The sequence below is a fragment of the Dyella sp. CR10 genome (assembly GCF_055814425.1).
The window spans coordinates 2,258,686-2,279,009 of sequence record NZ_CP185986.1; the positions used below are offsets into that span (position 1 = coordinate 2,258,686).

Here is a 20,324-nt window from a genome sequence, read left to right on the forward strand (position 1 = left end):
ACCTTTGGTGTCGAGGCCCATAAGAGGGGGGGCAATCGTGGAGTGGATGGGGAAGCTGGCCCATGCCGGCACGCTGCTGATCGTCAACGCCTTGTTGGCGGGTTTGTCGTCGGCGATTTTCCTGGCGCTCGACCTGACCCGGCGGAAAGCGCGGCGCATTCGCGGCGTGCTGCTGTGGGGGTTGAGCTATGCCGCCTTCGCGGTGGGCTTCGGGGTGCTGATTCTGCCGGCCTTCCATATCTACTTTGCTTACCTCGGTCTGGTCGGCAACTTGCTGATCGATGCCGGCACGGTGCTCGGCTTCCTCGCCGTGCACGCCTACCTGAAGCTTCCGCGCCGCCGGCTGTGGGTGTTGCTCCCCGCGGCGGCGCTCGCCCTCGTGGAGATCGCCAGCGTGCCGGCGCACGGCGAGAACTACCGGGTCATGGTCATGCTGGGCGGCTCGCTGCGCGGGCTGGTCACGGTGGCGACCGGCGTGGCGTTGTGGCGCGGTGTCGCCGATTCGCGCCGCATGGCGGCACGGCTCGCGGCCCTCTTCCATTTCCTGTGGGCCTTCATGCTGCTCAACCGAGTGGCCTGGTGGCTGCTGCACCCTGCCGCCGACATCGGCCAGGAGCCGACCTCCACCTTTGGCCTGCTGTCGCGGCTGATCCTTACCTGGGTGGTCACGCCGAGCTTCCTGTGGATGCTGACGCGGCAGCTCGACGAGGAACTGATCCGCCAGGCGCACGAAGATCCGCTCACCGGCATCGCCAACCGGCGCGTGATGTGGGAGCAAGGCGAGCGGCGCGTGGAGGATGCCGAAGGACGCGACACCCTCATGGGCGTGCTGATGATCGATACGGATCATTTCAAGGCGATCAACGATCGCTGGGGGCATGCCGGCGGCGACCAGGTGCTCGTCGCCGTGGCTGGCACACTGGCACGTCACGTGCGCAGCGAAGACCTGCTGGCGCGCGTGGGCGGCGAGGAATTCATGGTGCTGGTGAAGCAAGGCGATGCATCGATCGTCGGCGAGATTGCAGAACGTCTGCGAGCGGCGGTCGCGGCGCAGGCCATCGCCCTTCCCTCCGGCGATACCGTCCATTGCACGGTCAGCATCGGCTACTGCATGGCGACGCCGGGACAAGCCAGCTGGCGGGACATGGTGGTCACCGCGGATCGCGCGCTTTATGCGGCCAAGCGTGGCGGGCGCAATCGCGTCGTGGAAGGTGGGCCGTCCCCGTACATAACGGCCCCTTCGACTAGCCCGCCCCCTGCTCCCTGAGATACGCGCAGAACATATCCCCCATCGCCCCCGCGAACGCCTCGATCTCGGCCTCCGTGCGCGGACGCTCCGAAAATTCCTTGCCTACCGCGCTGAGCGTGGCCTTGACCAGGCCGGCGGCCGTGTCCCGCCGTGCCTTCGACGCTTTGGGCAGCACCTCCTTCATGAAGGCTTGCATGGCACGTTCGCCTTCCGCCTTCACTTCCTTGGCTTCCGGTGCGTCGCGATAAAGTGGCGCGGCGTCGCTCAGTGCCACGCGCATCGCGGCTTCCTCGCACTCGGAGCGGATGAAGGTATGCACCAGAGCGCGCAACCGATCGAGCGGCGGCTTGCCGGTATCGCGCAGGATGTCATGCAGCACGCCGGTGGTCTGTTGCCATTCGTCGCTCTGCAGGCGGAACAGGATCGCCGCCTTGTTGGGGAAGTACTGATAAAGCGAGCCGATGCTGACGCCCGCCTTCTCCGCCACGCGCGCGGTGGTGAAACGGTGCGCTCCCTCTTTCGCCAAAACCTGAGCAGCCGCCTCGAGAATGGCCGCGACCAGTTCGGTCGAGCGTGCCTGTTTGGGCTGTTTTCGCGAGGAAATCCCGGGGTTTCTAGGTTCGGTCATGGCGGTGCCGGCAATGCGAATAGGAAACGCGACGAATCCATCGCATTCTAATCCGGCACCGCAACCGACGCACATGTCCCGGAGAAATCGCATGACCACCCTCACCACTGCCCCGCTCGCTCCCCTGCTGGACCGCCTGTTCGAACAGGCCCAGGCAGCCACCGGCCCTGCCTGGTCCGACTTTCCGCGCGCGGAGCTGGACCGGTTGATGCACAGCAAGACCGAATACCGCGACTTCTACGGTCGCCTGAAAAATCTTTGGCTGCCGGTCTCGCGCGATACCGCCAAGCTGCTCTACATGCTGGCGCGAAGCTGCCGCGCCAGGACGATCGTCGAATTCGGCACCTCGTTCGGCATCTCCACTCTGCACCTGGCCGCGGCGTTGCGCGACAACGGCGGCGGGCGGCTGATCACCACCGAGTTCGAGCCGTCCAAAGTGGCGCAGGCGCGCGAGCACCTGAAAGCCGGCGGCGTGCTCGACCTGGTGGATATCCGCGAAGGCGATGCATTGCAGACGCTGCGCGTGGATCTTCCCGAGACGATCGACCTGCTGCTGCTCGACGGCGCGAAAGCGCTCTACCCGGAAGTACTCGGCCTGGTAGAAAGCCGCCTGCGGCCAGGGGCTCTGATCGTCGCGGACAACGCCGACTACAGCCCGGAGTACCTGGAGCGCGTACGCACACCGGCAAGCGGCTATCTATCCGTGCCATTCGCCGAAGACGTCGAACTATCCATGCGGCTTGGCTGAAGGCGAAGCCGTTCCATGCGCCATCGATAGGAGGACGATCATGAGCAACGCGCTCCTGCTGCGTATCCTCGCGCTGGCCGAGCGCATCGAGCCCGATCGCGAGGCGATATGGGAATGGTTCTTCCATACGCCCATCGAGCCTTATGGAAAGACGGCGTATGCACTCGGAACGGACGGCCAGGGTGACGTGGTGATCGCGTTCCTCGAGCGAGCGTTGCGCGGATAGGCCCGAATCGTCGGCAAAACTGCGGCGGCGGGATCGTGCGATGCGCACTCGCCGGGGGCATCGGTCCGCTCCGTCTAGGTCACTGGAACATCGATCTTGTCGATGAACTTCCGGCGCGGATAAAGCTTTTTTCCCGCATCGCGCAGCTTGGCCGCCAGCTTCGGCATCGCCTCCAGATGGGCCGGCACGCTGTCGTAGACATTGGTGACGGCGGTTTCCCAACGCGCGAAATGCATCTCGCCCAGTGCCTGGCGGAACTGCTCCATGCTGATGGGCTTGCCCATGATCCCTGCGCGGGCGGCGATGGGATGGACGATCTCGAACAGCAGGTCGTTGCGGATATTCAGATGCAGGAGGCAGTCGTCGTAGCGTCGCTGCGCAGCGTCCAGCTCCATGACCAGGCCGGCGCCGCCGCGCTCCACCAGAAACGCCAGTTCCTCGGGCCGCTGGCGCGCATGGCTGCTGGGCGGACTGGGAAAGGCGTGGAGATTGGCGATGCGCTGCCAGGCTTCCTTGTCGTTGACCAGTTCGGCCTGCACCGTCGACAGGTAGCGGGACTGCGAGGCGAGCACCAGGATGGCGCGATTGACGGCGCCGACGCGCAGCTCGTCGCGCTTCACCGCTTCGGCGATGCCCTGGTACTTGAAGGCGAGGATGGCGCCGAGCAGGGTGCCTGCGAAAGGGAAGATCCAGGTCGCCAGATCTTTGGGCGACACGGTCTCCGCGAAATACGCCGCGGCCCCGACCGAGCCTGCGAACAGCAAGGCGAGCAGCGTCAGCAGCCCTCCACCCACACTAGCGGACGTTCTCATGGGATCACCCTTCGGTCACCAGATCTGTCCCCCTGGTCGATCGACGATGCGCGGCACAGCATAGTGTGGCGGCGCCGATCGGCCTAGAGCATGAGCTTGCCGCTGCATGAATGCGGCGCCGCGCTTCGATGTGAAGAACGTCATCACGGCGGGCAAAAAAACGGCGGGGAACACTGGTTCCCCGCCGCCTCCAGAGTATATCGCACCGGGGGGCTTGCCGTAAGGCACGGGGTCTGGCGCAGCATCGCCCGCCGTTGCCGGGACACCGGCGTCAGCGGGAGTGAAAACATGCATGTCATGCTGCCGATAGGCGAAGCGTGCGGCGCGATCCCTTGGATCGTAATCGTGGCCATGCTGCCTTGCGCGCGCGATGCGGGATGGCCCGCGCTGGCCGCCGTGCTGCTGATCATCGCCGGAGCACGCCCATGAACGACCATGCGGTCGTGATCGCCGGCGCCGGACCGACGGGATTGATGCTCGCCGGCGAACTGGCGCTGGCGGGCATCGACGTCGCCATCGTCGAGCGCCGCGCCAACCAGGATGTGCCAGGTTCCCGCGCCAGCGGCCTGCACGCGCGCACGCTCGAAGTGCTCGATCAGCGCGGCATCGCCGAGCGTTTCGTCTCGCAAGGCCAGACGCACCCCAACGTGTACTTCCATGTCGCAGTGAACATCGGCGACTTCCCTACCCGCCATCCCTACGCGCTGGCGCTGTGGCAGCGACACATCGAGCGCATCCTTGCCGGCTGGGTCGAGGAGCTAGCCGTACCGATCTATCGCGAACGCCAAGTGATCGGCTTCGAACAGGATGGCGATAACGTCGATGTTGAGCTGTCCGACGGCAGCTCGCTGCGTTCGTCCTATCTGATCGGCTGCGACGGCGCGCGCAGCGCGGTGCGCAAGGCGGCAGGCATCGCGTTCACCGGATGGGATGCGGCCACGAGCTGGCTGATCGCCGAAGCGGCTACCGCGGAGGAGCCGGCCTGGGGCTTCCGGCACGATGCCACGGGCGCTCACGCGATCGGCAAGACCGAAGATGGCCGCGCGCGCATCGTGCTGACGGAAGCGTCGTTGAACACGTCCAGCGAGGCGAGCGCAGACGAAGTGAGCGCTGCGCTGAGGGCCATCTACGACACTGACTTCGGCATCCACGATGTCACTTGGGTCTCGCGCTTCAACGATGCGGCGCGCCAGGCCGCGAGCTATCGCCAGGGACGGGTTCTGCTTGCCGGCGATGCGGCGCACATGCACCCGCCGATGGGCGGGCAAGGCCTCAACCTCGGCGTGCAGGATGCGGTGAACCTGGGCTGGAAGCTGGCGCAGGTCCTGCACGGCAGCTCGCCGGACAGCCTGCTGGACACCTATCACGCCGAACGTCACGCGATCGCCGCGCGCGTGCTGCGCAATACCCTGGCGAGCAGCGCGCTGCGCCGCGTGGACGAACGCAGCAAGGCGGTGGGCGATTATCTGGCCGAGTTTCTCGGCATGGACGAACCACGCAAGCAGATGGCGGCTGAGATGTCAGGGTTGGGCATCCGCTACGACTTCGGCGAGGGCCACCCGCTGCTCGGACGTCGCATGCCCGATCTGGAGCTGACCGCCGGCCACGGTCCGCAACGCGTCTTCACGCTGCTGCATGAGGCCAGGCCATTGCTGCTCAACCTCGGCGCGCCCGGCGTGCTGGATATCGCACCCTGGGCCGACCGGGTTCGCCTGGTCGACGCCACCTGCACTGGCGTGTGGGAGTTACCGGCCCTGGGAATCGTCGATACACCGGCCGCCGTGCTGATCCGCCCCGACGGATACGTAGCCTGGGTGAGCACGGACAAGCCGGACACGGCAGGACTGGCGGACGCGCTGCGCACATGGTTCGGGCCGCCACGCCAAAGCTAGGCCTTCGAGGCGCGCGCCAGCATCCTGGCGCGCGCTATTGGCGCCGTACCGGCATGTCGAGATAACTGCTGTTGAGCCAGCGGATCGTCATCGGCTCGCCCGCGTCACGGATGGTCTCGTCACTGACGTCCTTGCCGCTGCCGTAGTTGATCTGCCGATCCGGCTGCTTGACGACACCGATCACCGCCACCAGCCGGCTGCCAGCCTGCAACAGGCGACTGGTGAGGCGGTGATTCTGGAAATCGATCCGCTGCGGCTTGCCAGGCACCAACAGCTGGCGATGGCTGCGGTCCTTGATGTAGCTGGCGCGCGCCAGATACCAGGACAGCTGGAAGTAGCGACCATCCGGCATCTGCTCGTACAGCGCGATGGCGATATCCGCATCTTTCTTGTTGATGGTGAAGTCGAGTCGCCCCGAGAACAGACCGCTGATTTCCGTCGCCTGCTGCAGCGGCTCGCTGGCGAAGACCAGCGCGTTGCGGCGGTCGATCGCCTTGTCGACGATCTGATCCGGCACCGGCGCATCGACGTCGCGGCGGTCGGCGAAATCCACCTTCAGCGTGACGCTGGCCGGTGACGTCGGTGGCTGCTCGCCGAGCCGGTAATCGTCACCCGAACGCACCGCATCGAGGTAGAAGCGCTGCTGGCCTCCGGTCATCGCGGCGAGCGACGGCGCATGCTTCCACACGTTCGCGCCCATCACCTGGTAATTGACGGTATCGGCCAGCAATGCCGGCTTCGGGCCGCCGCGGAAGACGTAGTCGAACCATTGGTAACGCAACACCTTGCTGATATTGATGCGCGCGACTGGATCGATCGCGTAGCCGTTGAGCGTGTTCCATGCGCTGCGCTGGGCGCCGATGTGGTTGTAAGGACCGATAAGCAGGTAATGCTCGGCCTTCGGGTTGTAGCGGTGATGCTCGGTGAAGTAATAGAGCGCGCCGATCTGCGCGCCGTCGTAATAGCCGGTGGTGGTCAGCACCGGTATATCGATCGCAGCGAAATCCTGCCGGTACGGAATCATCGCCTGCCAATATGCGTCGTAGGACGGATGGTCGAGCCAGCGCCGGAACACCGGGTTGGGCGTGCCGTCGATGCGATCCAGTTCGCGATAGGGCTTGCCGCTGACGTACCACTCGCGATTGAGCCGGTTCCAGTGGGCCTGATCGTCGTAGTACGCCTGGTCCAGGCGCTTGTCGCGCGTGATGTAAGGCACCCAGGCATAGACGAAGTTGAGGAAGACGTTGCCTTCCATCGGCACGTCGATGCCCGGCGCCGCGGTGACCGAGGTCATCAGCGCCTTGAGCGCCGCCGGACGACGCTTGGCGGCGGCCCATTGGGTAAAACCGTTGTAGCTGCCGCCGTACATGCCTACCCGGCCATCGCTCCACGGCTGGCGACTGATCCAGTCGATCAGTGCATCCGCATCGGCGCCATCGTGTTCGTAGGGGACCGCCTGATCCGGGCTGTTGCCCATGCCGCGGGTATAACCCACGACAGCCGCGTAATGGTGGGCTGCCGTCAGGCGTGCTTCGAGCATGCTCCAGATGGGATTGGCGTAGACGGTGAACCCCATCAGCGTGGGCAGCCGTTCCGTCGAGCGCGGACGCACGACGATCGCGTTGATGTGCGCACCGTCCGGCGTATCGACCATAACGTCGGCCATCTCGTAGCGCCGATGGTCGTCCTCGTCGATCAAGCTGGCGCTGGGTGCCTGCATGCGCTCGAGCGTCTCGGCATCGAGATAGGCGCGGAGCAGTTCCAGCGCATCCGCCATCTCGATATCGGTCTTGCCGCGAGCGTGCTCGAACGCCTGCATCACATCCTTCCTGGCACCATCGACCGAGGCGCCGTAGGGATCGTTGGTGTTGCCGAACGGACCCGCACCCAAAGCCGCACCGAGATCATCCAGCGACTTGAACACCTCGCGAAAGGCATCTGGAAAGGCCTGCTCGAAGGAAATATGCCGCGCATCCGCGAGCTGCACGGCACGCACATAGACGCGATAGAACACCACCATCCCCTCCCCGGAGGTGTCGCCCGCGCCGCGACTGTCCTTCTGCACCGCCAGCAGCGTCTGTTCGGCCTCGGCATGGCGGCCCGCCATCCACTGCAGGCGGAACAGCCGCAATCCCGGCTTGCCCGGGTCCACTGCCTGGCGATCGCCCAGCATGCGCTGGGCCAGGGCTTTCAGGGCCGGCCCGGTGGCGGGATCGGAGACCGATGCAGGAAGCCGGAAGGCATAGCCATCGGCGATGACGACGGGAGACGCGAGTAGGAGGACGACGAAGCCGAGCTTGCGCAGCATGCAGCAGTTCTCTGGAGAGGGATAAGCGATCCGTGACATCAAAGAGTTATTTGCCGTCGCCCTCGATGCTGTGATGGTCGTAGCTCACCACCCGCGTCATCTGCCACTTGCCATCCTGATAGCGCCAGATGTGCAGGAACTTTGCTTCACCCTGGCAGGTGTTCGTGTCGATCTGGCAGAAGCGATGCGTGCCCGTTTCGATCGCGCCGTAGTCTTTGATGGGATACACCTCGATCTTTCCCACCAGCTCGCGCCGCACTTTATGGCAGATGTATTTCCGCGTGGCGTCCACGACGGCGTCGCGCGAGTCCATCAGGCCGGCTTTGTCGTGGAAGAACTCCACGTTGGCGCTGAAGTAGTCGCCGAAAGTTTTCAGGTCGCAATGGTTGTAGGCATCGAACACCTTCGCGTCCAGATCCGTCACGGTGCGCACCAGGGCATCGCCCTCGGGTACGGCAACAGGCGTGTCGGCATGTGCGACGGAAAGGACCAGCAACGACAGCCATATGCACGAAAAGCGAAAACGTTTCATGGGAGTCCCCTCGTCGAGCCGCCGCCTGCGCTTTGACGACTGCCGCCCGTTCGTCGGCGAAGACTACCCGGTTGTCCCTGCCGGCGCAGCGCCCGTCATGGCTGTGACTGGCGTGCGGTCCCTGGCCGCAGACTGGTCGGTGCCGATCCACGCGAAGAGGAGCTTCGGCACTTTTCATCGCTGTGCCGGCTCCGCTAGCGTTGCCGCTTTCGTCCAGGGGGAGTGACATGAAGCGCAAGGCCATCCGCTCGCTTGCCGTGCTGTGCGGCATCGCCATTGCCGCCATCGCGTCCGCCGCGGACGATCCGCTCACGCGCCCCATCACCTCGCCGTATGCGGAGAAATGGCTGCGTCCGCAGGCGCCGGTACGCATCTACGGCGATACGTATTACGTGGGGTTCGCGGGGCTGAGCGAGGTGCTGATCAAGACCGATGCTGGCTTGATTCTGATCGACGGCGCACTGCCGCAGTCGGTCGCGATGACCGAGGCCCATATCCGCGAGCTCGGCTTCCGCGTCGAGGACATCAAGTACATCCTCAACACCGAGGCGCATTTCGATCATTCCGGCGGACTGGCCGCGCTGGCCCGCGATAGTGGCGCGACCGTGGTCACCAGCCCGCTGGGCGTTGCCGCACTGCGCGCCGGGCATGTCAGCAAGGACGATCCGCAGGCCGGCGAGATCGAAGCCTTTCCGCCGGTAGCCAGGCTGCGCGCCATCGGCGACGGCGAAACGCTGCACCTGGGCGGCACCACCGTGACGGCGCACTTCACGCCCGGCCACACCCCGGGCAGCACGAGCTGGTCGTGGTCGTCCTGCGAGGCGGGCCGATGCCTGTCGATGGTGTTCGCCGCCAGCCTCAACCCGGTGGCGGCCGATGGTTTCCGCTTCACCAGCAGCCGGCATGGCGACATCACGCCGGCCTATCGCGAAGGCATCCGCCGCTTCGCGGCGCTGCCTTGCGACATCCTGATCTCGGCGCATCCGGATCATTCGGGCTTCGACCAGAAGCTCGCCGTGCCGCGCGCGGACGGCGCGGCCAATCCGTTCGTGGATGCGCAGGCTTGCCGGGCCTATGCCGACAAGTATGCGAAGGTGCTCGACGTGCGCGTGAGCAAAGAGAAGGCGCAGTAACGGCGCCTCTCTCCAAAGAGATTTAGCCCTCCAGTTCCGCCACCCTCGCCCGCAGTGCCTCGTTCTCCGCCATCAACTCCGCCACGCGCAGGCGCAGGGCGGCGAGTTCTTCGCGCTCATCCGGCGCCAGCGCGTCCTTGACCTCGACTTCTTCGGCAGCCTTCTTGCCCTTGGCCTCGTCACGTGGCTTGCGCTTCGCTTCGCGCACGCGCCGGGCCGCCTGCTTGAGTTCGTCCTCGCCGGCTTCCGCCGCGGCGCGCTGCTCTTCGGCAGGCAGGCTCGCCACGGCCGCGGCCGCGTTGATGGAAAGCACGCCGGACTTCACGGCGGCCACCACTTCCTCGGTGGCCTGCTTGTGGATCTTCTCGATCAGGCCGACCTGGCTATGGCTGAGGCGCGCCTCGCGGGCCAGTTCCTCGCGGCTGGGCAAGGGTTCGGGAGCCGGCACGAAAGCGGCGGCTTCAGCGGCGACCGTTTCGACCGGCATGGCGTCCGCTTCCGCCTGTGCCACCGGCGGCTCCGCGCGGACTTCGTCTTCCACCGCCTTCGAGCGGGTGCGCCGCGCGGCGAGGATCTCGCGCTTGCGCAAGGCCAGCACGCCACGCTGGAACGGCGACACGCTGCGGCGCCCCAGATGCTGCTCGATCATCCACAGGTGCACGTCTTCCATCGACTGGAAGCGGGGGTTCTGGGTGGTCTGGAACGGCAGGCCATGCTTCTGGCACACGCTGTAGCGATGATGGCCATCGACCAGCACGTCGCCCCACAACACCAGCGCATCGCGGCAGCCTTCGGCCAGGATGCTGCGCTCCAGGGCCTCGTATTCGTCAGGCGTCATCGGGTCGATGTAGGCCTTCAGTTCTTCGTTGACGACAATCTCCGTCATCGTGGGCTCCGAGCGTGCAAAAGGCGCGCATTGTAAAGATCGGGCGGCCTTCGCGCTGCCTTGACTAACCCGGATGTTTTTGCGTCCGTCGCGCTACCCGATCGGGTGAACATGACGCACGGCGGCTTTCCGGCGGCGGCATCACGGCGCTATCGTGGCCGGCGCTGTACCGTCCGCCTCTTCGATCACGGCCCACTTGGGGAGCCAGCCATGGCCAGCCACCCGAACCTTCCCGCACCGACCCGCGAACAGGCGCTGCATGCGCTGTACGAGGCGGCGGAGCTCGAGCATTGCCTGATGTGCACCTACCTCTACGCGGCCTTCTCGCTGAAGACCTCGCTGGAGGAAGGCCTGACGGCCGCGCAGCTGGACGCGGTGTCGCGCTGGCGGCGCACCATCCTGGAAGTGGCGACGGAGGAGATGGGGCACCTGGTGGCGGTGTGGAACATCACCGTGGCGCTGGGCGGCTCGCCGCGCATCGGGCGTTTCAATTTCCCGCTGGACCCCGGCATTCTGCCGGCCGGCGTGGTGGTGAAACTGGCGCCGTTCAACATGGCGACGCTGCAGCACTTCATCTTCCTGGAGCGCCCCGCGGGCTCGGCCGAGCCGGACGGCGAAGGCTTCGCGCCGGAGCGCAGCTTCGTGCGCGGCGCCGATGGCCCGCGCCTCACGCCGATGGGCAAGGACTACGACACCGTCGGCGCGTTCTACCAGTGGCTCGGCGACGGCCTGCGCTACATGGTGGAGGCGTACGGCGAAACTGGCGCGCTGTGTGGCGAACCCGCTCTCCAGGTCACCGCAGCGGAAACCAACCTGCCCGGTGCCAAGCGCGTGATCTGCCTGAAGACCGCGCTGGCCGCGTTCGACGCGATCATTACGCAGGGCGAAGGCGCGCAGGAGAACGTCGCCGATTCGCACTACCAGAAGTTCGCGGCGATCCGCGCGGAGTACCAGGCGCTGCTGGCCGCCGATCCGGCCTTCGTGCCCGCCTTCCCCGCCGCCACCAACCCGGTGATGCGCCGGCCACCGCGTCCGGAAGGTCGCGTGTGGATCGAGGACGCCGATGCGATCGCCACGATCGACGTGGCCAACAGCGCCTACGGCCTGATGCTGCGCCTGCTCGCCTATGCCTATGCGGTGCCGGCGCCGGATCCGGACAAGGCGCTGGCGCTGGATCTGGCCGTGGGCCTGATGCGCGCGCTGGGACCGCTCGCCGAGCGCGCGGCACGCCTGCCGGCCGGGCCATCCAATCCGGGTTGCCATGCCGGCGTGTCGTTCATCGCATTGCGCGATTCGGCCGCGCTGCCGCCGGGACCTGGTGCGCACCGGCACTTCGTCGAACGCCTTGGACAACTGACCGAGGCCGCCACGCGCCTGAGCGAACGCGGCGACGAACGCACTGCACGAGCGGCCGCCGTGCTGGCGCGGCTGACGCAGGCGGCAACGCAGGGCTTCGACCTGGCGCGGCCCGCGGCAAGCGCGGCGGCACCCGCCGTGACCGCGCCGCCCGCGATGCCGGCCCCGCCGACCACGGTCGAAGACGGCATCGAGCGCGTGGAAGGTGTAAAGCTCACGCTTCGCTTTGAAGCCAAGCGTTGCATCCACGCGCGCTTCTGCGTCACCGGTGCGCCCAGCGTGTTCCTGGCCAACGTGCAAGGCCCGTGGATCCACCCGGACAGCATGGATACCGAACGCCTGGTCGACATCGCCCATGCCTGCCCGTCCGGCGCCATCCAGTACCAGCGACGCGACGGCCGCCCCGACGAGAGCGCACCGCCGGTCAACCTGGCCGCGACACGCGAGGCCGGCCCTTACGCTTTCCGCGGCGAGCTGTACTTGAACGGCGTACCCGCCGGCTTCCGCGCCACGCTATGCCGCTGCGGCACCTCGAAGAACAAGCCGTTCTGCGACGGATCGCACCACGACATCGGCTTCGCCGCCAGCGGCGAACCGCCGACCGGCAACGCCACCGACATGCCCGCCGTGCGCAACGGGCCGCTGCGCGTCGATCCGCAACCCAACGGCCCGCTGCAGGTGCGCGGCCAACTGGAAATCGTCAGCGGCACCGGGCGGATGGTGGCGCGGGTGAGCAGTGCCTATCTGTGCCGATGCGGCGGGAGCAAGAACAAGCCCTTCTGCGATGGGACGCACGCGAAGATCGGGTTCGTGGCGGACTAAGCGCGTGCGCCGTCGCTCCACACGCACGATGCGGCGGACGGCCTGCCGTTCCGGCCGCAGGCTCCTCGCTGGCGCTAGGCTTTGTTTTTCAGAAAGGCCAGCATCGCGCGGTTGAAAGCATCGGGCCGCTGCAGCAGCGCAAAGTGGCTTACGCCCGGCAGAAGCACCAGCGTTGCGCCGGGGATGACTCGAGCCAGGTGTTCGGTGTGCTCTCGCGCGATGAACTCGTCGCGCTCGCCTGAAACGATGGCGACGGGCGTGCGGATCGCGGCCAGTTCCGTGTCGCTATAGGTGGGCTGGGTCTGCGTCATCCGGTCCACGGCCTGGGCGATGGCGTCGAAGCGATCGGCCTCGGGCGAGTACTTTGCGTGGTCCAGCTTCACGCGCTCGAATACGCGCGGCAGCAACGGATCGTCCGGATCGAGCGGCTTGAGGCCACTCAAGTGCATCACCGTACCGAACGCGAATACACGGCTGACGCGCTGCGGATGTTTCATCGCCATGGTGAGCGCGATGATGGCGCCGTCGCTCCAGCCGACGATAGCGGCGTGCGGCAGGCCGATGGCATCCATCACCGCGAGCACTTCCTCGGCCAGCAGGCCGTAGCCCAAGGCTTCGCCGCCCAGCGTGCTGCGTCCGCGGCCGCGATTGTCGACGGCGATGGCGCAATAGCCGGCTTCGACCAGCGCCATGATCTGGTGGGCCCAGTCGCCGCCATGGTTGAACGCGCCATGCAGCAGCAGGACCGGCTCGCCGTCGCCGTAGATGCCGCACCAGATCCAGGCGCCCGCGTGCTCCACGCGCAGCTCGCGCTGAGGCGGCGGGAGCGCCGGCGCACCGAAGGCGGCGTAATGGCTCAGTTCGTCGTCGCGAAAAGTCATGTCAGGCGGCCGCCATGGGTATCAGCTGGTTCAAGGTCCGGTCCCGTGGCCGTCACGGTCGAGCTCGTCGAAGGCCAAGACGACCGGCATCCATCCGCGGCAGCGTATCAGGCCGGCCCGGCCTGTTCACTCCTCGTCGTCGCGGCTGCTCAGCAGCAACGCGATCACGACCTGCGGATCGCGTTCGTCGCGCGCGCCGCAGCGCAGGCACCACACACAGGGCCCATGATCTTCAGGCCGTTCCACTTTCAGTTCGCCCAGGCAGCCCTGGCAACGCGGCTTCACCATCGCGAGGCTTCTCTGCGACATCGGTACTGCATGACATAAAACGGCACCAGCGGCGGGCCGTGAACTCGCGCCCGACGCGCACCATGAGGGACTCATGCATACCCGGCGGCGTCAGCGATGCCGTGCGAGGCGAATCGCGATGCGGGTCCGCTTGGAGCGGCTCCTCGTTTCACTGACAATGCGCGGGCAGTTGACCCTCACAGGAAGCCTCATGCGTATGGATATGCAAACCGGCACGCCCTCGCCTCGCGATGCCCGCCCTTCCCGCCCCGCTCCCGCGCTAGCCATGCTGATGGTCGCCAGCGAGCCTGCCTGGTACATCAAGCTGCTCGCTATCGCGATTCTGGCGGTGTTCGTCTTCATGCTCGCCCGGGTGCTGGTCATCCTGGCCCTGGGGGCATGGCGGGCGCTGACGCAGCGCACCGCGTCGCCGGCGCCGCTGACGCTGCGCTGGTCGGCACCCAAGGACCGCTTTCAGCCCGATTCGCTGCTCTGGGCGCTGGCCAACGTCATGGTGTTCAGCGTCCGCAACGGCGATGCCTGGGATCGGCTGGTGCTGGACGAAGCCAAGGACGTGGCGCGCGACGGATTGCGCGCGTCGTGGCACATCCATGACCGGCAGAGCCTGATGATGCAGTTGCGCTGGCTGTCCGAGGAAGGCCATCGCGGAGAGCTGCAGCGGCTGGCTCGGCGCTTCGCGACGATGCCGCAGGAACAGTTCGACCAGGAGCGCGCCAAGGCCGAGCAGCTGCGGGACGGCGAAGACAAGAGCGACCTGCTGTGGCGTATGCAGGTCGCGCGCGAAGACCGCGACGGTATTCGCTACGTGGATTTTCTGGCGTGGGATCTGGTGCGCTTCATCTGGCTGTGCCGCCACGGCGTGCACCTGGGCTATCTGGACGAAGCCGAAGCACCCGCGATGCTGTTGCCCGTATCGCAGCGGCTGCAGCAAGCCTATGAAGGGTGGGAGGACTGCGCCGATCAGTTCCTGCGCGCCCGCGGCTTCTGGACCGGCGGCAATCCTGCCTATAACGAGAGCCAGGCCGCGATCCGCAAGACGATCCGATTGTTGCGGGAAGATGCGTACAGCCCGTGGAAGCGCATGGACTGGCGCATGCCGCTCTATGCCGTGCCGGCAGAGCGCGCTTGACGCTCAGGGAAACAGGCGGCCGTCCACGCGGGTGACGCAGGCGCCGCCGATCCATAGATCGCCATCCAGCACCTCGACGCGGATGCGTCCGGCTCGCTCCATCGCCGTGCCTTGCGCGATGACGAAGGGCGATGCGGGCGCCATGCCCTGCTCCACCAGCCAGCGTGCGATACCGGCATTGAGGCTGCCGGTAGCCGGATCTTCCGGCATGGCGTCGCCGCCGATGAACGCGCGTACTTCGTACGAGGCGCCATCGTGATCCGAGGGCGCCATCACGCCGATCGGGACGCCCGGCAGCGAAGACAGATCGGGGTTCAATGACAGCAGGCGCGCACGGTCGCCAAGCAACAGCATCAGCCAGCCCGCGCCGTTGTCCACCCACTCGGCGCGCAAGACTTCATCGCGGCGCAGCCCCAGCGCGGCCGCGATGCGTACCACCAGCACCTCTTCCACGGCCCCTGTGCGCAGCAGCGGCGGCGCCTGGAACGCCAGCGCTCCAGCGTCCGCGCGCACCGGCACCAGGCCGATGGCGCACTCCTGCATCGTCGAGCCGGCATGCGACACGCCACCGGCGGCAAGCCAGGCATGGCAGCTGCCCAGGGTGGGATGGCCGGCGAACGGCATTTCGCGCAGTGATGAAAAGATGCGCACACGGTAATCCGCGCGCGGATCGCGCGGCGCCAGCAGAAAGCAGGTTTCGCTGAGGTTGGTCCAGCGCGCCAGCGCGGCCATCTCCTGGTCGGACAGATTGTCCGCGTCGTGCACGACCGCGACGGGGTTGCCCTTGAAGGCTTCGGTGGAAAAGACGTCGACCTGGGTGAATCGTTTCGCGCGCATGCCAGTTCCATAAGAAAGCGGCCCCGCACGAGGCGGGGCCGCAACCGTCGGACTTTACAGGCTGCGCGGTCCCTGCTGCTGGGCAGGCCCCTGCCCTTGCTGCTGATCCAGCGCGGCGGCGCGCTGCAGCGTGTCCTGCAAGGCAGGGGCCGGCGTCTTGAGATCCACCGTGCCGAGCATGCCGGGAATGCGGCCAGCGACGTAGACCGTGTCGTTCTCCACCAGCACGGCGCGGATGTGACCGGCCTTGACGCCGCCCTCCCGTGCGGCCAGCGCGACCTGGGCGAGGCGCTCTTCGGACATGTCGGCGGGCAGGCGCTGCTTGAGTTCGTCGTAGAGCGCCGGTGCGACATCGCGCCCATGCAGCGTGGACGCCTCGGCCGGCGCCCGGGCCAGCGGGCTCTTCGCCAGTTCGCGGTAGGGGTCGGCGGGATGGATGTCCTGCGCCTTGTGCGCGCGCTCGAGACGCACGTGGCGCGCATCGTCCAGCTCGGCCACCTCCTTGGGATGCGTCACCGGCTCGCCGGGAACGTCATGGCCATTGCTGGCGGCGAGTTGCAGCCACTGGCCGGCGCGCGCGTCGAAGCGGTAGCGGTCGACGCCGCGCTGGATCAGGTCCGGATCCACCTGCGGGGCGCTGCCGGCCGCGGCGGCGTGGGCCACCCCCAGATCCTTGAGGTACTCGGCCTGGCCCAGCCGATCGCCGCCATGGTCGACGGCGAGGCGGGCCCATTCGTCGAAGCCGCGCCATGCGCCGAGGCGGCCATGGTCGAGCATGCCCTGCCACGCCTGGTCGGCCGCCTCGTCGCCGCCGCGGTGACGGGCGGCATCGAGCAGCTTGCCCGGGGCCCAGGCTTCGGCATCGATGCGCTTGCGGGCGAAAGCTTCGGCGTAGCTCTCCTGCACGTCGCGGGCCGGCAGGTTGAGCGCCGACGCCGGCGCGCCGGCGTTGAAATGCGCCGCGCGCCGCGCGTAGTCCACCTGCACCAGCGCCTGCCCGAACTCCTCCCAGCCGCGCTCGGTGAGGATGGTGTGGTTGCGGCTGTAGGCGTAGCTCTGCGCGTACTGATTGGCTACCGCGCCAGGCACGTCATCGTTGCGCGTCATGCCCAGCGCGAGCGTGCCGTAGCCGTCCGCGCCCGGATGCTGGGCAAGGTAGTTCCAGTAGCGCTCGCGGCTGCCCTGGCGGGCGTAGTGGCCGAGAATCTCGAGGTCCTTGGCGGACAAACCTTCCATAGGTGAAAACTCCTTGCGTATCGCGGATCTAGGCGGCAGCGCCCCGGCCTGGGCCGAAGCCCGCCGGCGCGCGGACACTCAGGTATCCGGCGCGCACGCGCCTGGCGGGCGGCCTGCAGGCGCCCGCGGGGATGGGGGAAGACAACGTCGGGAAATCCGGCATGGCCGGCGCTCCATGGCGGGAGCCAGCCGGCGGCGCGTCGATCGCTTTGCTTTGCATGCGCCCTCCCTTCCGTGGGTCGTCGGTGGGTCCGCGGCGACCGGATGGGGCGCGTCGCGGCATCACACTGCCGGCGCTTGGAGGCGGGACAGTTCGCGGATGATAGCGGCCGCTAGCCGGCACGGCCAATTGGCATGACGTGACGAGGATCACCCGAGGCGCGGTTTAAGGCCATTCCTAACCTTCCGCGAACGCACCTCTTCGCTGCCGGAAAAAGCAAGGCCGCCGGCGTCGAAGACGCACGGCGGCCTTGCAGGCATCGGCGACGACAACCGCCGGCCGCGAACGGAGGGGGAGGACTCCGCCGCGGCCGGCGTATCGCGTTACAGCTTGAAGTTGACGCCCACCGCGAAGGTGCGCCCGTTCTTGTACTGGCCGATCGGCGCGTACTTCACGCCGTTGTACCAGTAGTACGTGGAGTCCAGCAGATTGGTGGCGCTCATGGTCACGCCCATCCACTGGTTGACCTGGTAGCCGACGGTGAAATCCAGCTCCTTGTACTGGTCGGAGAACACGTCGGAGTTCAGGCGGCCGACCTGGGTGAAGTACGGCGAGCGCCAGCTGTACACCAGGCGCGCCGACCACGGGCCATGCTCGTAGTACGGGATGATGTTGCTGGTGTTCTTGGACAGGTACGGCATGTTCAGGCCATTGGACGTGCTCGCGTGCGCCCAGGTGTAGTTGGCCTGCAGACCGAAGCCGTAGCCGAAGTCCTGCTGATACATCAGCGACACGCCGGTGACCTTGGCGTTGGACGCATTGATCGGCGAACTCACCGAATACGTGTGCACGAGGCCGTCCGAGCCCAGCAGCTGCTGGTCGCTGGTGGTGGTCACCGCATACGAATCGATCTTGCGATAGAACACTTCGGTACCGAGCATGCTGCCGGGCTTGAAGTACCACTCGCCGGCCAGGTCGAAGTTGGTCGACTCGTACGGCTTGAGCTTGGGATTGCCGCCGCTGGCAGTGAAGCGCACGTCGTCGCGGGTGAAGGCGCCGGCCAGGTCGGCGTAGCGCGGACGCGCGATCACCTTGGCCATCGAGTAGCGCAGCACCTTGTCTTCGTCCAGGTCGTAGATCAGGTTGAAGCTCGGCAGCGGCTTCTTGTAATCCTGCTTGGCCGTGACCAGCTGCTGCGGGCCGTTGTTGACGCTCTGCCAGTAGGTGGACTTGTCGGTGGTATCGGCATAACGCACGCCGAAGTTGCCGCGCAGGCCATAGTCGGTCTGGTAGTTGAACTGGACGTAGGCGTCCTTGGTGATTTCCTTGACGCCGAACGACTGGCCATAGTCGATGTTGTACGGCCCCTGCGGCAGGCCGCGCAGATAGCTGAGCACCGCGCCCTTGCTGGCCGAAGTCCAGCGCGTGAGGTCGCCGCTGGCACCCAGGCCGTCCCACAGGCCGCTGGGCGTGCCGACCGTGTCGAACTGGGACAGCAGCACCGCGTCGGTGGTGTTGATGCGGTTGCCGAGCGAGTTCAGCCCGTTGAAGTGGTTGATGTACTTCACGCCCATCTGCACCTGGTGGATCGGACCCCACTCCAGGTCGCGACTGGCGTCGAACTGCGCGTAGCGCTCACGATCCTTGCTGACCGAGTAATAGATACCGCCGGCCTGCATGGCGCTGGGGTCGGTCGAACCGGCGGGAAGACCGCCCGGCGTGGCCTTCAGCCCCCAATTGTTCGGATTGTTGTTGTCGTAGGTGACGTTGGTGCTCTTGCCGTCGTACGAGAAGCCGTAGCCGCCGGAGTTCAGCAGGTACTTCATCAGGTATTCGGGATTCTTGCCGCCGCTGGCGCTGGTGTAGCCGACCTGGCTGGTCAGCACCCACTTGTCGCCGTTGTAGTCATGGCGCAGGTTGATGCTGCGGGTCTTGACCGTGCTCTCGCGGTAGTTGGTGTCCAGCTCGGCATAGGGCTGTCCGTTGCCAGTGGCGGCCGACACGGTGCCCTTGGTGATATAGCCGTTAGCCATGGTCACATTGGTGATCTTGTTCAGATCGCCACAGCCTGGGCAGACGTACTCGGACTGGCTGAAGTTGTTGTACTGACCCTTGACGTAGATGCCGGTGAGGTTGAACTCGTTCTTGTCATCCGGACGCCACTGCAGCGCGCTCTGGATGCCGTCGCGCTTGCGCGTCTGCTGGAAATAGGCGCTGTTGATGCCCACCGGCAGCTTGGCAGTGGCCAGGTCGCCGCTGCCGTTCACCGTCGGGTTGCCGGTGATGCCGGCGCCGGTGGTGTAGCCGAAGAACTCGATACCCGCGCGCGACAGATCTTCCTTGTCGTGCGTGAGCGAGGTGAGGAAGCCAAAGGTGTTGTCGCTGTTCTTCCAGCTCCACAGCACCGAGCCGCGCGGATTGCCTTCCTTCGAGCGATCGTTGTAGCTGTAGCCCAGCGAACCGCGCAGCGTGTTGGCCGGCAGGTCCAGCGGCTTGCGCGTGTTGACGATCACCGTGCCGCCGATGCTGCCTTCGTCGATGCGCGCTTCAGGCGACTTGTACACCTCCATGTTGGAGATGATTTCCGGCGACAGCAAGGTGTAGTTGAAGGTGCGGCCGCTGGTGTCGGTGGGGTTGCCGCCCCAGTCGCCGGAGGCAATGGTCTGGCCGTTCAGCAGCACGCGGTTGAGCGCCGGATCGGTGCCGTTGATGCTCACCTTCTCGCCTTCGCCGAACTGGCGGTCCACCGAAATGCCCGGCAGGTGCGAGAGCGATTCGGCGGCATTGGTGTCGGGGAACTTGCCGATGTCCTCGGCATTGATCGCATCGACGATGGCGTTGGCGTTGCGCTTGATCTCGATCGCCTTGGCCAGGCTCTCGCGATAGCCGGTGACGGTGACCTGCTGCAGGTTCTGCGCCTGCTTGTCCTGCGCGCGCTGCTGCGGGTTCTTGTTCTTGGCAGCGGCGGAGCCGCTGTCCTGCGCTACGGCGGCGCCGTTGTCCTGTGCGTTGGCCGCACCCGCGAGGCCAAGGCCGCACAGGATGCTCATACAGAGGAATTTCTTGCCGTGCTTGATCATCTGGTCCCACCCCTTTCGTTGGTTGACGCGGATCGCCCTCCCAGGCCGGCCCGCGCATTGACGCTCTGTCGTGGATGTCCGTCCGCAAGGACGGAGCCGG

Annotated in this window: 18 protein-coding genes; 8 read left to right on the forward strand and 10 right to left on the reverse strand. The window is 66.5% G+C overall.

From position 1 onward, the window contains the following. Positions 1 to 46: 46 nt before the first annotated feature. Entirely contained in the window at positions 47 to 1,267 is a 1,221-nt protein-coding gene (locus tag ACNR9O_RS09990) for a GGDEF domain-containing protein (RefSeq protein WP_473680995.1), read from the forward strand. On the opposite strand, the gene ACNR9O_RS09995 is transcribed toward ACNR9O_RS09990, so the two are convergent. Beyond that, positions 1,245 to 1,970, reverse strand: coding sequence for a TetR/AcrR family transcriptional regulator (locus tag ACNR9O_RS09995; RefSeq protein WP_473680993.1), 726 nt, complete (start codon positions 1,968 to 1,970; stop codon positions 1,245 to 1,247). The two genes, ACNR9O_RS09990 and ACNR9O_RS09995, sit on opposite strands and share 23 nt — an antisense overlap. Between ACNR9O_RS09995 and ACNR9O_RS10000 the strand changes: the two genes are divergently transcribed. Continuing rightward, complete coding sequence (locus ACNR9O_RS10000) at positions 1,969 to 2,625, forward strand: O-methyltransferase (RefSeq protein WP_473680991.1); 657 nt, start codon at positions 1,969 to 1,971, stop codon at positions 2,623 to 2,625. The two genes, ACNR9O_RS09995 and ACNR9O_RS10000, sit on opposite strands and share 2 nt — an antisense overlap. A 40-nt stretch (positions 2,626 to 2,665) precedes the next feature. After that, positions 2,666 to 2,851, forward strand: coding sequence for a hypothetical protein (locus ACNR9O_RS10005; RefSeq protein ID WP_473680989.1), 186 nt, complete (start codon positions 2,666 to 2,668; stop codon positions 2,849 to 2,851). Positions 2,852 to 2,925: 74 nt separating this feature from the next. On the opposite strand, the gene ACNR9O_RS10010 is transcribed toward ACNR9O_RS10005, so the two are convergent. Further along, positions 2,926 to 3,663 (reverse strand): hypothetical protein, encoded by a 738-nt coding sequence (locus ACNR9O_RS10010; RefSeq protein WP_473680987.1) that lies wholly within the window; start codon positions 3,661 to 3,663, stop codon positions 2,926 to 2,928. Positions 3,664 to 3,753: 90 nt separating this feature from the next. Between ACNR9O_RS10010 and ACNR9O_RS10015 the strand changes: the two genes are divergently transcribed. Then, complete coding sequence (locus ACNR9O_RS10015; protein WP_473680985.1) at positions 3,754 to 4,092, forward strand: hypothetical protein; 339 nt, start codon at positions 3,754 to 3,756, stop codon at positions 4,090 to 4,092. Then, positions 4,089 to 5,555, forward strand: coding sequence for an FAD-dependent monooxygenase (locus tag ACNR9O_RS10020; RefSeq protein ID WP_473680983.1), 1,467 nt, complete (start codon positions 4,089 to 4,091; stop codon positions 5,553 to 5,555). Before ACNR9O_RS10015 ends, ACNR9O_RS10020 begins: the two co-directional genes overlap by 4 nt. 34 nt (positions 5,556 to 5,589) lie before the next feature. Here ACNR9O_RS10020 and ACNR9O_RS10025 read toward each other — a convergent pair whose 3' ends face one another. After that, complete coding sequence (locus ACNR9O_RS10025; RefSeq protein ID WP_473680981.1) at positions 5,590 to 7,863, reverse strand: CocE/NonD family hydrolase; 2,274 nt, start codon at positions 7,861 to 7,863, stop codon at positions 5,590 to 5,592. A gap of 46 nt (positions 7,864 to 7,909) precedes the next feature. Beyond that, on the reverse strand, positions 7,910 to 8,395 hold the full coding sequence (locus ACNR9O_RS10030; protein WP_473680979.1) for a nuclear transport factor 2 family protein: 486 nt from the start codon (positions 8,393 to 8,395) through the stop codon (positions 7,910 to 7,912). Positions 8,396 to 8,622: 227 nt separating this feature from the next. On the opposite strand from ACNR9O_RS10030, the gene bla reads away from it, so the two are divergent. After that, positions 8,623 to 9,528 carry a subclass B3 metallo-beta-lactamase gene (gene bla / locus ACNR9O_RS10035; protein ID WP_473680977.1) on the forward strand — a complete coding sequence of 302 codons (906 nt, stop codon included), beginning with the start codon at positions 8,623 to 8,625 and terminating at the stop codon, positions 9,526 to 9,528. 22 nt (positions 9,529 to 9,550) lie between these two features. Here bla and ACNR9O_RS10040 read toward each other — a convergent pair whose 3' ends face one another. Next, positions 9,551 to 10,414: a ParB N-terminal domain-containing protein gene (locus ACNR9O_RS10040; protein ID WP_473680975.1), complete on the reverse strand. Its 864-nt coding sequence runs from the start codon at positions 10,412 to 10,414 to the stop codon at positions 9,551 to 9,553. A 210-nt stretch (positions 10,415 to 10,624) separates the two neighbouring features. On the opposite strand from ACNR9O_RS10040, the gene ACNR9O_RS10045 reads away from it, so the two are divergent. After that, positions 10,625 to 12,592, forward strand: coding sequence for a ferritin-like domain-containing protein (locus ACNR9O_RS10045; RefSeq protein ID WP_473680973.1), 1,968 nt, complete (start codon positions 10,625 to 10,627; stop codon positions 12,590 to 12,592). A 74-nt stretch (positions 12,593 to 12,666) separates the two neighbouring features. On the opposite strand, the gene ACNR9O_RS10050 is transcribed toward ACNR9O_RS10045, so the two are convergent. Beyond that, positions 12,667 to 13,473 (reverse strand): alpha/beta fold hydrolase, encoded by an 807-nt coding sequence (locus ACNR9O_RS10050; protein WP_473680971.1) that lies wholly within the window; start codon positions 13,471 to 13,473, stop codon positions 12,667 to 12,669. Between the two features lie 126 nt (positions 13,474 to 13,599). Continuing rightward, on the reverse strand, positions 13,600 to 13,782 hold the full coding sequence (locus ACNR9O_RS10055) for a hypothetical protein (protein WP_473680969.1): 183 nt from the start codon (positions 13,780 to 13,782) through the stop codon (positions 13,600 to 13,602). Between the two features lie 196 nt (positions 13,783 to 13,978). Between ACNR9O_RS10055 and ACNR9O_RS10060 the strand changes: the two genes are divergently transcribed. Further along, positions 13,979 to 14,911, forward strand: a complete 933-nt coding sequence (locus tag ACNR9O_RS10060) for a DUF1266 domain-containing protein (RefSeq protein WP_473680967.1) — start codon at positions 13,979 to 13,981, stop codon at positions 14,909 to 14,911. A gap of 3 nt (positions 14,912 to 14,914) precedes the next feature. On the opposite strand, the gene ACNR9O_RS10065 is transcribed toward ACNR9O_RS10060, so the two are convergent. The 3 genes from ACNR9O_RS10065 to ACNR9O_RS10075 form a co-directional block, all read right to left on the reverse strand. After that, positions 14,915 to 15,748 carry a PhzF family phenazine biosynthesis protein gene (locus ACNR9O_RS10065; protein ID WP_473680965.1) on the reverse strand — a complete coding sequence of 278 codons (834 nt, stop codon included), beginning with the start codon at positions 15,746 to 15,748 and terminating at the stop codon, positions 14,915 to 14,917. A 54-nt stretch (positions 15,749 to 15,802) separates the two neighbouring features. Further along, a complete protein-coding gene (locus ACNR9O_RS10070; protein ID WP_473680963.1) occupies positions 15,803 to 16,984 on the reverse strand; it encodes a hypothetical protein in 1,182 nt (393 codons plus the stop codon). 543 nt (positions 16,985 to 17,527) lie between these two features. Further along, entirely contained in the window at positions 17,528 to 20,194 is a 2,667-nt protein-coding gene (locus ACNR9O_RS10075; protein WP_473680961.1) for a TonB-dependent receptor, read from the reverse strand. Positions 20,195 to 20,324: the final 130 nt, after the last annotated feature.

What these genes read in the sequence shown, in the direction of transcription:
- ACNR9O_RS10030 (WP_473680979.1), bottom strand. Translation starts at nt 8,395, where the DNA reads ATGAAACGTTTTCGCTTTTCGTGCATATGGCTGTCGTTGCTGGTCCTT.
- ACNR9O_RS10045 (WP_473680973.1), top strand. Translation starts at nt 10,625, where the DNA reads ATGGCCAGCCACCCGAACCTTCCCGCACCGACCCGCGAACAGGCGCTG.
- bla (WP_473680977.1), top strand. Translation starts at nt 8,623, where the DNA reads ATGAAGCGCAAGGCCATCCGCTCGCTTGCCGTGCTGTGCGGCATCGCC.
- ACNR9O_RS10055 (WP_473680969.1), bottom strand. Translation starts at nt 13,782, where the DNA reads ATGTCGCAGAGAAGCCTCGCGATGGTGAAGCCGCGTTGCCAGGGCTGC.
- ACNR9O_RS10060 (WP_473680967.1), top strand. Translation starts at nt 13,979, where the DNA reads ATGGATATGCAAACCGGCACGCCCTCGCCTCGCGATGCCCGCCCTTCC.
- ACNR9O_RS10015 (WP_473680985.1), top strand. Translation starts at nt 3,754, where the DNA reads ATGAGCTTGCCGCTGCATGAATGCGGCGCCGCGCTTCGATGTGAAGAA.
- ACNR9O_RS10000 (WP_473680991.1), top strand. Translation starts at nt 1,969, where the DNA reads ATGACCACCCTCACCACTGCCCCGCTCGCTCCCCTGCTGGACCGCCTG.
- ACNR9O_RS10005 (WP_473680989.1), top strand. Translation starts at nt 2,666, where the DNA reads ATGAGCAACGCGCTCCTGCTGCGTATCCTCGCGCTGGCCGAGCGCATC.
- ACNR9O_RS10025 (WP_473680981.1), bottom strand. Translation starts at nt 7,863, where the DNA reads ATGCTGCGCAAGCTCGGCTTCGTCGTCCTCCTACTCGCGTCTCCCGTC.
- ACNR9O_RS10065 (WP_473680965.1), bottom strand. Translation starts at nt 15,748, where the DNA reads ATGCGCGCGAAACGATTCACCCAGGTCGACGTCTTTTCCACCGAAGCC.
- ACNR9O_RS10070 (WP_473680963.1), bottom strand. Translation starts at nt 16,984, where the DNA reads ATGGAAGGTTTGTCCGCCAAGGACCTCGAGATTCTCGGCCACTACGCC.
- ACNR9O_RS10020 (WP_473680983.1), top strand. Translation starts at nt 4,089, where the DNA reads ATGAACGACCATGCGGTCGTGATCGCCGGCGCCGGACCGACGGGATTG.
- ACNR9O_RS10075 (WP_473680961.1), bottom strand. Translation starts at nt 20,194, where the DNA reads ATGAGCATCCTGTGCGGCCTTGGCCTCGCGGGTGCGGCCAACGCACAG.
- ACNR9O_RS09995 (WP_473680993.1), bottom strand. Translation starts at nt 1,970, where the DNA reads ATGCGATTTCTCCGGGACATGTGCGTCGGTTGCGGTGCCGGATTAGAA.
- ACNR9O_RS09990 (WP_473680995.1), top strand. Translation starts at nt 47, where the DNA reads ATGGGGAAGCTGGCCCATGCCGGCACGCTGCTGATCGTCAACGCCTTG.
- ACNR9O_RS10050 (WP_473680971.1), bottom strand. Translation starts at nt 13,473, where the DNA reads ATGACTTTTCGCGACGACGAACTGAGCCATTACGCCGCCTTCGGTGCG.
- ACNR9O_RS10040 (WP_473680975.1), bottom strand. Translation starts at nt 10,414, where the DNA reads ATGACGGAGATTGTCGTCAACGAAGAACTGAAGGCCTACATCGACCCG.
- ACNR9O_RS10010 (WP_473680987.1), bottom strand. Translation starts at nt 3,663, where the DNA reads ATGAGAACGTCCGCTAGTGTGGGTGGAGGGCTGCTGACGCTGCTCGCC.